The 12,144-nt window shown below is 72.2% G+C and carries 8 protein-coding genes; 4 read left to right on the top strand and 4 right to left on the bottom strand.

The features are described 5' to 3' along the window. Positions 1-96: 96 nt before the first annotated feature. Together IE109_RS27120 and IE109_RS27115 are read right to left on the bottom strand one after the other, a co-directional pair. Positions 97-1,473 carry a glycoside hydrolase family 10 protein gene (locus IE109_RS27120; RefSeq protein WP_189553988.1) on the bottom strand — a complete coding sequence of 459 codons (1,377 nt, stop codon included), beginning with the start codon at positions 1,471-1,473 and terminating at the stop codon, positions 97-99. Positions 1,474-1,773: 300 nt separating this feature from the next. After that, positions 1,774-2,799 (bottom strand): LacI family DNA-binding transcriptional regulator, encoded by a 1,026-nt coding sequence (locus tag IE109_RS27115; RefSeq protein ID WP_189553987.1) that lies wholly within the window; start codon positions 2,797-2,799, stop codon positions 1,774-1,776. Between the two features lie 161 nt (positions 2,800-2,960). Here IE109_RS27115 and IE109_RS27110 point away from each other — a divergent pair, with 161 nt between their 5' ends. The 4 genes from IE109_RS27110 (at position 2,961) to IE109_RS27095 (ending at position 8,637) form a co-directional block, all read left to right on the top strand. Then, complete coding sequence (locus IE109_RS27110) at positions 2,961-4,259, top strand: ABC transporter substrate-binding protein (RefSeq protein WP_189554054.1); 1,299 nt, start codon at positions 2,961-2,963, stop codon at positions 4,257-4,259. A gap of 198 nt (positions 4,260-4,457) precedes the next feature. Next, a complete protein-coding gene (locus IE109_RS27105) occupies positions 4,458-5,327 on the top strand; it encodes a carbohydrate ABC transporter permease (protein WP_189553986.1) in 870 nt (289 codons plus the stop codon). Beyond that, complete coding sequence (locus tag IE109_RS27100; RefSeq protein ID WP_189553985.1) at positions 5,324-6,142, top strand: carbohydrate ABC transporter permease; 819 nt, start codon at positions 5,324-5,326, stop codon at positions 6,140-6,142. Before IE109_RS27105 ends, IE109_RS27100 begins: the two co-directional genes overlap by 4 nt. A gap of 8 nt (positions 6,143-6,150) precedes the next feature. Next, the gene (locus IE109_RS27095) at positions 6,151-8,637 is read left to right on the top strand and encodes a beta-xylosidase/alpha-l-arabinosidase (protein ID WP_189553984.1); all 2,487 of its coding nucleotides are present in this window, start codon (positions 6,151-6,153) and stop codon (positions 8,635-8,637) included. Between the two features lie 208 nt (positions 8,638-8,845). On the opposite strand, the gene IE109_RS27090 is transcribed toward IE109_RS27095, so the two are convergent. Together IE109_RS27090 and IE109_RS27085 are read right to left on the bottom strand one after the other, a co-directional pair. Then, positions 8,846-11,065, bottom strand: coding sequence for an NADP-dependent isocitrate dehydrogenase (locus IE109_RS27090; RefSeq protein WP_189553983.1), 2,220 nt, complete (start codon positions 11,063-11,065; stop codon positions 8,846-8,848). Positions 11,066-11,296: 231 nt separating this feature from the next. Continuing rightward, positions 11,297-12,064 (bottom strand): peptidoglycan recognition protein family protein, encoded by a 768-nt coding sequence (locus tag IE109_RS27085; RefSeq protein WP_189553982.1) that lies wholly within the window; start codon positions 12,062-12,064, stop codon positions 11,297-11,299. Positions 12,065-12,144 lie beyond the last annotated feature (80 nt).

Genomic DNA, 12,144 nt, shown 5'->3' with positions numbered 1-12,144 from the left:
CTTCCTTGTCCGGGCGCGTCGGCGCCCGGGCGCGTGACGCGGCGGCCGGCGGCTCCGCGGCTCGCCGCGCCACGCGCGATCGGGGCGGGCCGGCGGTCAGGACGCGGTGCAGGTGCCCAGGACGGGCGGCGAGGTGTTGCCGCTGGTCATGACGGTGAACCCGAAGGTGGTCGAGGCCCCGGCGGCCAGGTTCCCGTTGTAGCTGGGCCGCATGGTCATGACGTCGCCGCCGCTGTCCCAGGTGGGGGCGCCGTTCCAGGTGGCGGACACCTTCTGGGGCGGTGTCACGGTCACCGTGGTGGTCCAGCCGGTGATCGGCGCGCTGCCGGCGGTGACGGTCACCTGGCCGTTGAAGCCGCCGTTCCACTGCGCGGTCGTGGAGTAGGAGACGGAACAGCCGGCGGTCCCGCCCCCGCCCCCGCCGGAGCCGCCGAGGGCGGCCAGCACGGCGTCGTAGGCGGGCTTCTTGGTGTAGTTGCCGTCGAACAGCAGGGGGGTGCCACTGCTGCGCCAGGAGTACTTGTCGGTCACGCCCCACACGGTGATGCCGGTGCAGCGCGAGACGGCCAGGCAGGCGTTGACGACGTTGCCGTAGGCGGTGGCCTGGGCGCCGCCCGAGCCCTCGATGTCCAGCTCGGTGATCTGGACGTCGACGCCGAGGTCGGCGAAGCGCTGGAGGTTCGCGCGGTAGTCGGAGGGCACCGGTGACGCGCTGTTGAAGTGGGACTGGAAGCCCACGCAGTCGATCGGTACGCCCCGGGCCTTGAAGTCCTTGACCATGGCGTAGACGGCGTTGCTCTTCGGGTTGACGCCGTCGGTGTTGTAGTCGTTGTAGCAGAGCTTGGCCGCCGGGTCGGCCGCGCGGGCGGTGCGGAACGCCTCCTCGATGAAGCCGTTGCCCAGCTTGTCCTGGAAGGGCGAGCTGCGGCGCGCACCGCTGCCTCCGTCCTGGAACGCCTCGTTGACCACGTCCCAGGCGAGCACCTTGCCCTTGTAGTGCCGCATCACCGTGGTGATGTGGTGGTTCATCGCCGACCGGAGGTCGGCGGCTCCCAGGCCCGCGACCCAGCCGGGGAGCTGGGAGTGCCACACCAGGGTGTGGCCGCGGACGGACATGCCCCGGCTCTGGGCGTGGCTGACGATCCGGTCAGCCGAGCCGAAGGTGAAGGTGTTGCGGTTGGCCTCGACGGCGTCCCACTTCATCTCGTTCTCGGGTGTGACGGAGGAGAACTCCCGGTTCAGCGTCGAGACGTAGCCGGACTCGCCCAGGTACTGCGCGGAGACGGCGGCGCCGAAGTACCGGCCCTTGGCCGTTGCCGCCGAGCCGAGGGTGCCGGCCGCCTCCGCGGGCGCGGACAGGGCGGTGAGGCCCGCGGTGGCGAGCAGGCCCGCCGTGCCGAGGACGAGTGCGCGGTGGGCCCGGGAGCGCGGGGCCGGGCGCGGGAGCGGCACCGGCCCCCGAGTATTTGCCATGATCATGTCAACCTCCTCTGGCGGGGGCCGGGCGGGGCCCGCCCCGCGTACGGGTGGACGCGCGGGAATCTCCAGGTGGTTCGAAAGTTTCGAAACATTCTCCGAATGCGTGCCAGACCATACGGCCGGCCACCCCGGCGGTCAATGGCCGGCGCAGAAGGCGGTGCGGACGGCCGGCGCGGCGGCCCCCGCCGCCCGCTGCGGGGGTTCAGGCGCACGGGGACGTGATGCTCAGCCGTCTGCGGGCGGCGGGCCCGGCCCTCCCGGGCGGCGGGTCCCGGTCGTCCGGGCCGGTGATGTTCAGCCGTCGCGGGGCGGCGGGGCGGTGCTCTGGCGGACCACCAGCCTGGTCGCGAGTTCCATGCGCAGGGCGGCCTTGTCCGGGTCGCGCGGGCGCAGCAGCATCCGCGCGGCCTCCTCGGCCATCTGCCGCAGCGGCTGGTGGACGGTGGTGAGCGCCGGGCTGGACCACTGGGCGAGCGGGACGTCGTCGTACCCCACCACCGACAGGTCCCGCGGCACGCCCAGGCCCTTCAGGCGGGCGGCCTCCAGGACGCCGAGCGCCTGAAGGTCGCTGCCGGCGAACACCGCCGTGGGCCGGTCCGGGCCCTCGAGCAGCTCCATGGCGCGGGAGAACCCGCCCTGTACGTGGAAGTCGCCGAACCGTACGTGCCGGGGGTCGACCGCCAGGCCCGCCATGGTCATGGCTGAGCGGAAGCCGTCGAGCCGGGCCAGCGAGCACATCATGTCCTCGGGTCCGGTGATGATGCCGATGCGCCGGTGGCCCAGCTCGACGAGGTGCCGGGTGGCCGCCATGCCGCCCGCCCAGTTGGCCGAGCCCACCGACGGGACGTCCGGCTCCGGGTCGCCGGCCGGGTCGATGATGACGAACGGGATGGCGCGGGACCGCAGCTGCTTCTTGACCTTGTCCGGCAGGGTGGAGAAGACCAGGACCACGCCCAGCGGGCGCCGTCGCAGCACCCCCTCGACCCAGTCGGCGGCGGGGGCGTGGCGGGTGCCGCTCTCGGTGAGGACGACCGCGGCGTCGTGTTCCTTCGCGACGTTCTCCACACCGCGGATGAGCTCCATCGCCCACACGCTCTCCAGCTCGTGGAAGACCAGCTCGATCAGGGGTGCCTGGGGCGTCCCGGCCGCGCGCCGGCGGTAGCCGTGCGTCTCCAGCAGCTGCTCCACCTTGGCGCGGGTGGGGAGGGAGACGTCGGAACGGCCGTTGAGGACTTTCGAAACCGTCGAGAGGGAGACCCCGGCCCGGGCGGCCACCTCCGCCAGGGTGACCCGGCCGTCCGCTCCGTCGTCATCGCGCATGCGACGAAGGATAGGACACGCCCGTTGTAACGGTTCGGTCGCACCGGCGCACGCCCGTTGACCGCTCCCGACGGTTGCCCCTACCGTCCCGGGACCACGGACACTTTCGTTGATTCGACGGAAACTTTCGAGAGGTGGGGCTTGTGAGAGGGCTCGGAAACATACGCGTGCGCTTCCCCCGGACACTCGTCGGCGGAGTGACGCTCACGCTGGCATTCGGCCTGGCGGCCTGCGGTGGCGGTGGCGGCGCCTCCTCGACCGGCGCGGCGGAGTTCCACGTCCTGGTCTACGGCGACGCCACCAACAAGGTGGAGAAGCGGCTCGTCGACGAGTTCAACAGGACGTCGAAGGTGAAGGCGGTCCTGGACACCATCCCCGGAGCCGACTACCAGCAGAAGCTCCAGACGATCATCAACACCCCGCAGGCCCCCGACGTCTTCTTCAACTGGGGCGGCGGCAGCATCCGGCCCTACGTCGACGCCGGACTGCTGCTGCCGCTCGACGGGTTCACCAAGAAGGACCCCAAGCTGGCGGCAGCCTTCCTGCCGTCCGTCTACAACACCGCGGTCATCAAGGGCACGCCGTACGGCGTCCCGATGCGCGGTACGCAGCCGGTCCTGCTGTTCCACAACAAGAAGGTGCTGGCGGACGCCGGTGTCCGGCCGCCGCGGACCTGGGCGGAACTGCTCGACGCGGTCAGGGCCCTCAAGGCGAAGGGCGTCACGCCCGTCGCCCTCGGCGGAGGCGACAAGTGGCCGACCCTGATGTGGTTCGAGTACCTCTACGACCGCGTCGCGGGACCCGGGCTGTTCGCCAAGGCGCTGGAAGGCGACAGGAGCGCCTGGGAGAGCGCCGACAGCAGGAAGGCGCTCGGCATGATCGAGGAACTGGTCGACGCGGGCGCGTTCGGCGGCAACTTCGACTCGGTGAAGTTCACCGACGGAGGGTCCCCGGCGCTCCTGGCGAGCGGCAGGGCGGGCTTCGAGCTGATGGGCTCGTGGGCGTACGCCACCCACCAGGAGGCGGACGCGGAGTTCGCCGGGAAGGATCTCGGCTACACGACCTTCCCGGCCGTCGACGGCGGTAAGGGCGACCCCGCGAACCTCGTCGGCAACACCAACAACTTCTACTCCGTGCTGAAGAAGACCCGGCACCCGGAAGCGGTCGCGGAGTTCCTCAAGCTGATGTACTCCGACCGGTTCGTCAAGGAGCAGCTGTCCGTCGGCAACCTGCCGACCACCACGAACACCGAGAAGTTCCTCGACACCGCGGCCAACCCCGCCTACTCCCGCTATCAGTACCAGCTGGTCGAGAAGGCCCCGTCGTTCCAGCTGTCGTGGGACCAGGCGTACCCGCCGGCCGCCATCACGCCCATCCACCAGGCGGTGCAGCAGTTCTTCAACGGGCAGACCGACGCGGACGGCTTCATCAAGGCCATGCAGTCCCTCCCCACCGCCTAGGCCGACATGTCCGCACACATCGAAACGCAGAAGCAGACCCGGGCACGGTCACAGGAGCGGACGCGGGCACAGGCACGGGCGCTGACACGGGCAGGGGCGAAGGAGCGCGGGCCGCGGACCGAAGGCGGCCGGCCCGGCGCCGGCCGATCCGGCGGACGCGGTGCGTCACGGCGTACGCGGGAGGGCCACGGCACCCGGGTGGGCCGCCCCGGATTCCTCTGGGCGATCCCCGCCACGCTGTTCTTCCTCCTGTTCGCGATCACCCCGCTGATCATGGTCGCGGGGCTGTCCTTCACGAGCTGGAGCGGTCTCGGGTCGCCCCGCTTCGTGGGCCTGGACAACTGGACCAGGGTCTTCGCCGACCCCGTCATGATCAACAGCGTGTGGCTGAGCCTCCTGGTCACCTTCCTGGGCGTGGCGATCCAGACCCCGCTGAGCGTCCTGCTCGGCGTCTGGGCGGCCGGACAGCAGCGCAACCGCGCCGTACTCTCCGCGATCTACTTCATCCCGCTGCTGTTGTCCACCACCGCCGTGTCGGTGCTCTGGCGCGCGGTGCTCGACCCCAACTTCGGGGTCCCCTCACGAGTGACCTGGCTGTTCGGCGACGGCAACCTGTTCGGCAGCCAGGCCGGCGCGATCGGCGTCCTCGCCTTCGTCAGCACCTGGCAGTTCACCCCGTTCCACACCCTCATCCACCAGGGCGCGGCCCGCGCCGTCCCGCGGGTCCTGTACGAGGCCGCGGAGATCGACGGAGCGGGCCGGGTCCGGCAGTTCTTCCACATCACCCTGCCGCAACTGCGCAATTCCCTCATCACGTCGACGATCCTGATGGTCGTCGGCGGGCTGACCACCTTCGAGACGGTGCTCATCCTGACCCAGGGCGGCCCGGGCACCGACACCACGATCACCGCCTACTACATGTACCAAAAGGCATTCAAGGGCTTCGACTTCGGCGCCGGAGCGGCCGTCGCCCTCGTCCTGGTCGTCGCGGCGACGCTCGTCTCGCTGATCGTGGTGCGCGTCTCCGGCTACGACAGGATGCGCAGCGAGATGGAAGGCGTGTCATGAACCGGCGCCCCAACCACCTGGCCGGGGCCGGTTCGCTGGTCTGGCTCCTGCTGGTCGGCTTCCCCCTGTACGTGATGATCGGGGCGACCCTGCGGACGCGCTCGGACTACGCCCGCCGGGGACCACTGGCCTTCCCGGAAGGTTTCACCCTCGACAACTACACCGGGGCGCTGTCCACCGGTTTCGGGCAGTACTTCCTCAACACGGTGATCGTCACCGCCTGCGTGGTCGGCCTGGTGGTGCTGCTCGTGCCGCCGCTGGCGTACGCGATCGTGCGCAGCCGTTCCCGCTTCGCCTCGTCCGCCTTCCGGCTGTTCCTGCTCGGCCTGGCCATCCCGGCGCAGGCCGTGATCGTCCCGATGTTCTACCTCATCAGCGAAGCGGGTCTGTACGACAACCTGCTCGGCGTCGTTCTGCCGACGGCGGCGTTCTGCCTGCCCATCTCCGCCCTGATCCTCAGCGGAGCCATGCGCGACATCGGCGGGGAGCTGTACGAGGCGATGGCCATGGACGGAGCGTCGCCCCGGCGGATGTTCTTCCAGCTGGTCCTGCCCCTGTCCAAGGGCGGCCTGTCCACGGTCGTCGTGTTCTCCGCACTCCAGGCCTGGAACGGCTTCCTGTTCCCCCTCGTCCTGACCCAGTCCGACTCCACCAAGTTGATCACCCTGGGTCTCTACGACTTCCAAACGGAGCACGGCATCGACATCCCCGGACTGCTGGCCGCCGTGGTCCTGTCCATGGTGCCCGTCCTGCTCGTCTACCTGTTCGCCCGCCGCGCCCTGGTCCAGGGCCTGATGGGCGTAGGAGGAAAGTGACCGCCAACATGGCAGCCCACACGACCGCCACCCCGACCCCGGCCTCCACCGGCCCCGCCACCGCCACGCCCGCCGGCGACGCGGCCACCACCACCCCCACGACCGGCGCTCCCGTCGCAGGGACGGCCGCGAGCACCGCCACCGCCGCCCCGCCGGTCTGGAACGACCCCGCCCACGACGTCGACACCCGGGTCTCCGCCCTGATCGCCGCCATGACCGTCGAGGAGAAGATCGCCCAGCTCTTCGGCGTCTGGGTCGGCGCGTCGGCCGAGGGCGCGGAAGTGGCCCCCCACCAGCACGACATGGAGGAGCCCGCCGACCTCGACGCCCTGCTGCCCGCCGGGCTCGGGCAGCTGACCCGTCCGTTCGGCACGGCGCCCGTCGACCCCGCGCTCGGCGCGCTGTCCCTCGCGCGCACCCAGCAGCGCATCACCGCCGCCAACCGCTTCGGCATCCCGGCGGTGGCCCACGAGGAGTGCCTCGCCGGCTTCGCGGCGTGGAAGGCCACGGCCTACCCCGTCCCCCTGTCCTGGGGGGCCACCTTCGACCCCGACCTGATCCGCCTCATGGCCCGCGCCATCGGCACCGACATGCGCTCCGTCGGCGTGCACCAGGGGCTCGCCCCCGTACTGGACGTGGTGCGCGACGCCCGCTGGGGCCGCGTCGAGGAGACCATCGGGGAGGACCCCTACCTCGTCGGAACCATCGCCACCGCCTACGTCCAGGGCCTGGAGTCCGCCGGCATCGTCGCCACCCTCAAGCACTTCGCCGGCTACTCCGCCTCCCGCGCCGGCCGCAACCTCGCCCCGGTCGCCATGGGGCCGCGCGAACGCGCGGACGTCGTGCTGCCGCCCTTCGAGATGGCCGTACGCGAAGGCGGCGCGCGATCGGTGATGCACGCCTACACCGACACCGACGGTGTGCCCTCCGCGGCCGACGAGGAACTCCTGACCGGACTCCTGCGCGACACCTGGGGCTTCGGGGGAACGGTCGTCGCGGACTACTTCGGCATCGCCTTCCTCAAGACCCTGCACGGCGTCGCGGGCGACTGGGCCGACGCCGCGGCCACCGCCCTCCGCGCCGGTGTCGACGTCGAACTGCCCACCGTGAAGACCTTCGGCGAACCGCTGCGCCACGCCGTCGCCACCGGCCGGGTGCCCGAGGAGTTCGTCGACCGCGCCGTCCGCCGGGTCCTCCGCCAGAAGGTCCGGCTCGGCCTGCTCGACGCCGGATGGAACCCCGTGCCGCCGGCGCTGGAGGGCGCCGACCTCGACGACCCGGCTGCCCTGCGCGGCACGGTCGACCTGGACACGCCCGCCAACCGCGACCTGGCGGCCCTGGTCGCCGACCGGGCGATCGTCCTGCTCGGCAACGACGGCACCCTGCCGCTCACCCGGCCGCGCACCATCGCGCTGGTGGGCCCCCACGCCGACCGGCCCACCGCCGTCCTGGGCTGCTACTCCTTCCCCGTCCACGTCGGCACTCAGCACCCGGACACCCCGGTCGGCATCGACCTGCCCACCCTGCGCGAAGCGCTGGAACGGGAGTTCCCCGGCGTACGGATCCTCACCGCGCCCGGCGCGGACGTGGACGGCGCGGACACCTCCGGCTTCGCCGACGCCCTGCGCCTGGCGCGGGACGCCGACGTCGTCGTCGCGGCACTGGGCGACCGCGCCGGGCTCTTCGGCCGCGGCACCAGCGGCGAGGGGTGCGACGCGGGTTCCCTCACCCTGCCCGGGGTGCAGCAGCGACTGCTCGACGCCCTGCTGGACACCGGTACGCCCGTGGTGACCGCGCTCTTCGCCGGCCGGCCGTACGCGCTGGGCCGGGCCGTCGGCGAAGCGGCCGCGATCGTGCAGTCGTTCTTCCCCGGCGTGGCCGGTACGACGGCCATGGCGGGCGTACTCAGCGGCCGGACCAACCCGTCGGGCCGGCTGCCCGTCGGTGTGCCGCGCACGCCCGACGCGCAGCCGGCCACCTACCTGTCGGCCCGGCTGGGCCAGGCCACCGACGTGTCCAGCGTCGACCCGACCGCCGCCTTCCCCTTCGGCCACGGGCTGTCGTACACGGCCTTCGACTGGGGGGACCTCACGGTCGGCAACGACACCGGCACCACCGACGGCGAGTTCCGGCTCGCCTTCCGGGTGCGCAACACGGGGGAACGGGAAGGGACCGAGGTCGTCCAGCTGTATCTGCACGACCCGGTGGCATCGGTCGTCCAGCCGGTGCAACGGCTCGTCGGGTACGCCCGGGTGCCGCTGCGCCCGGGGGAGGAGCGCCGCCTGGAGGTGACCGTCCCGGCCGACGTCGCCGCGTTCACCGGCCTCGACGGGCGCCGCGTCGTCGAGCCGGGGGAGCTGGAGCTGCGCCTGGCGGCCTCGAGCGGCGACCCACGGCTGACCGCGCGGGTCACCCTCACCGGGCCCGCCCGGTACGTGGACCACACCCGGCGGCTGCACGCCCGGATCACCCCGGCCGCCACCCCGCCCCACTGACGGCCGGCCACCCCGCCGCGTACGGCTGTACGGACGCTCGGCGTACCGGCCGTACGGACACACCGCTGCACCGACCCGCGTGCGCAGTGAGCAGGGCCGCACCGCCGCACCGGCCGTGCGCCGGGGCGCGGGCGCCGGGACACGACCGCCCCGGCCGGGAATCCCCGGCCGGGGCGGTCGCTGTTCGCGCGGGGGTGCTGCCGTGACGTCAGGCCAGGGTCGCGAGGGCCTGGTTGAAGGTCTGCGACGGGCGCATGACGGCCGCGGCCTTGGCCGGGTCGGGCTGGTAGTAGCCGCCGATGTCGGCCGGCCGGCCCTGGACCGCGATCAGCTCCTCGACGATCGTGGACTCCTGCTCGGACAGCGTCTGGGCGAGCGGGCCGAACGCCTTCGCCAGCTCGGCGTCGTCGGTCTGCCTGGCCAGCTCCTGCGCCCAGTACATGGCGAGGTAGAAGTGGCTGCCGCGGTTGTCGATGCCACCCAGGCGACGGCTCGGCGACTTGTCCTCGTTGAGGAACGTCGCGGTGGCGCGGTCCAGGGTGTCGGCCAGGACCTGGGCGCGGGCGTTGCCCGTGGTCTGGGCGAGGTGCTCGAAGCTGACCGCGAGGGCGAGGAACTCGCCCAGGCTGTCCCAGCGCAGGTAGTTCTCCTTGACCAGCTGCTGGACGTGCTTGGGCGCGGAGCCGCCGGCGCCGGTCTCGAACAGGCCGCCGCCGTTCATCAGCGGGACGACCGACAGCATCTTCGCGCTGGTGCCCAGCTCCAGGATCGGGAACAGGTCGGTCAGGTAGTCGCGCAGCACGTTGCCGGTGACCGAGATCGTGTTCTCGCCGCGGCGGATCCGCTCGACCGACAGCTTGGTCGCCTCGACCGGGGACATGATGCGGATGTCCAGGCCCTCGGTGTCGTGCTCGGGGAGGTACCGCTCGACCTTCTCGATGAGCACGGCGTCGTGCGCGCGGGTGCCGTCCAGCCAGAACACCGCCGGGTCGCCGGTGGCGCGGGCGCGGGTGACGGCCAGCTTCACCCAGTCCTTGATCGGCGCGTCCTTGGTCTGGCAGGCGCGGAAGATGTCACCGGCGGAGACGGCCTGCTCCAGGACGACGTCGCCGGCCTGGTCGACGAGGCGGACGGTGCCCGTGGCGGGGATCTCGAAGGTCTTGTCGTGGCTGCCGTACTCCTCGGCCTTCTGCGCCATGAGGCCGACGTTGGGGACGGAGCCCATCGTCGACGGGTCGTACGCGCCGTTGGCCCGGCAGTCGTCGATGACGACCTGGTACACGCCGGAGTAGCTGCTGTCCGGCAGGACGGCCAGTGTGTCGGCCTCCTGACCGTCCGGGCCCCACATGTGGCCGGAGGTGCGGATCATGGCCGGCATGGAGGCGTCCACGATGACGTCGGACGGGACGTGCAGGTTGGTGATCCCCTTGTCGGAGTCCACCATGGCCAGCTCGGGGCCCTCGGCGAGCTCGGCGTCGAAGGACGCCTTGATCTCGGCGCCCTCGGGCAGCGACTCCAGACCCTTGTAGATGCCGCCGAGGCCGTCGTTCGGGGTCAGGCCGGCCGCGGCGAGCGTCTCGCCGTACTTCGCGAACGTCTTCGGGAAGAAGGCGCGCACCACGTGACCGAAGACGATCGGGTCGGAGACCTTCATCATGGTCGCCTTGAGGTGTACGGAGAAGAGCACACCCTCGGCCTTGGCGCGGGCCACCTGCGCGGTCAGGAACTCGCGCAGGGCGGCGACGCGCATCACGGAGGCGTCGACGACCTCGCCGGCCTGGACCGGGACGGAGTCGCGCAGCACGGTCGTGGTGCCGTCGTCGCCCGCCAGCTCGATACGGAGCGAACCGGCCTCCGTGATCACCACGGACTTCTCGGTGGAGCGGAAGTCGTTCTCGCCCATCGTCGCGACGTTGGTCTTCGACTCGGCGGTCCACGCGCCCATGCGGTGCGGGTGGGTCTTGGCGTAGTTCTTCACCGAGGCGGGGGCGCGCCGGTCGGAGTTGCCCTCGCGCAGGACCGGGTTGACGGCGCTGCCCTTGACCTTGTCGTACCGGGCGCGGATGTCCCGCTCCTCGTCGGTCTTCGGGTCGTCCGGGTAGTCCGGCAGGGCGTAGCCCTGCTGCTGCAGCTCGGCGACCGCGGCCTTCAGCTGCGGGATCGAGGCCGAGATGTTCGGCAGCTTGATGATGTTGGCCCCGGGCGTCTTGGCCAGCTCGCCGAGCTCGGCGAGCGCGTCGTCGATGCGCTGCCCCTCCTCGAGGTACTCGGGGAAGCCGGCGATGATCCGGCCCGCCAGCGAGATGTCGCGGGTCTCCACGCTGACCCCGGCCGTCGAGGCGTACGCCTGGACCACGGGCAGGAACGAGTGCGTGGCCAGGGCCGGGGCCTCGTCAGTGTGGGTGTAGATGATGGTCGAGTCAGTCACCGGGTGCTCCGCTCCACGTCTGCAACATTGCTCGACATCAAGATATCTCGTGATCGACCTGTTCTCGACAGGGGCCCGGAACCCTTTCTCCCGGGTACCGGGCGTCGCCGGCGGGCCGCGCCCCGCGACGGCGAGGGACCCGCCTCCGGCGCCGGCCGACCGGGCCGGGGCGGACCGGGGCGGGGCCGGGGCGGGCCGGGCGCCGGGCGGGACCGAAGCCGGACCGGCGGGTCACCGGTGCTGGAGCCTCGCCGCCCGCGCGCCGATGTCCGGCAGCCTCGCGTACAGGGCGGCGCCCGGGCAGCGGGTCGGGTAGCCGTCCGAGTGGCCGCCGACCACGGGCAGCACCGCCTTCGCGCCCTTCGGGAAACGGGCCTCGTCGTGCGTGGACACCAGGGTCACCCTGCCGCGGGGGTCGGGCCCCCGGGGCCCCAGCTTCCAGGCGATCAGCCGCGCGATCGCGTCGAGCATCGGGCCGGGCACGGTCTCGCCCTCGGGGAACGTCCCGATCGCCGCGATGCCGACCGTGCCCTCGTTGAACCCCTTGGTGTGCGCCCCGATCACCGGCCGGTCGACCCCGCCCGCCCGGCCCTCGTAGATCGTGCCGCACGCGTCGACCAGGAAGTTGTAGCCGAGGTCGTCCCAGTGCCGGCCGTAGGCGTGCCCCGCGTACAGGTCGCGCAGCGTCCGCGGCACGGTCGCGCAGTCGTAGCCGTTCGGGGTGCTGGTGTGGTGGATGACGACGGCCCTCACGGTCGGGGCGTAGCGGGCGGCGGGCGCGGTGTCCACGCTGTCGGCGTGCCAGGCGCGGCGCGGCACGATGGCGGGTCGCGGCCCCTGGTGGCGGACGTGCTGCGCCGCCCGCCCGCGCTCCGGCGACGACGACGCGCTGCCCGGCAGCGCCCCCTCGGGGTGGAGCCACAGCGACGTCCCGGCGAGGAGGACGAGCACCGCCAGCGCGGCGGCGCTCCGGTACCGGCGCCTGCGCGTGAGCCGCATGCTCCACCCTCCGCTCGTCGGCGGGCGGCCGCGGCGGTCCGGCGTACCACGCCGGCCGGGGCCGTCACCGCCATCGTCCC

The organism is Streptomyces lavendofoliae (genome assembly GCF_014649735.1).
Classification (GTDB): domain Bacteria; phylum Actinomycetota; class Actinomycetes; order Streptomycetales; family Streptomycetaceae; genus Streptomyces; species Streptomyces lavendofoliae.
The sequence above is the reverse complement of the archived record's forward strand: the minus strand, read 5'-3'. Positions and strand labels throughout refer to the sequence as shown.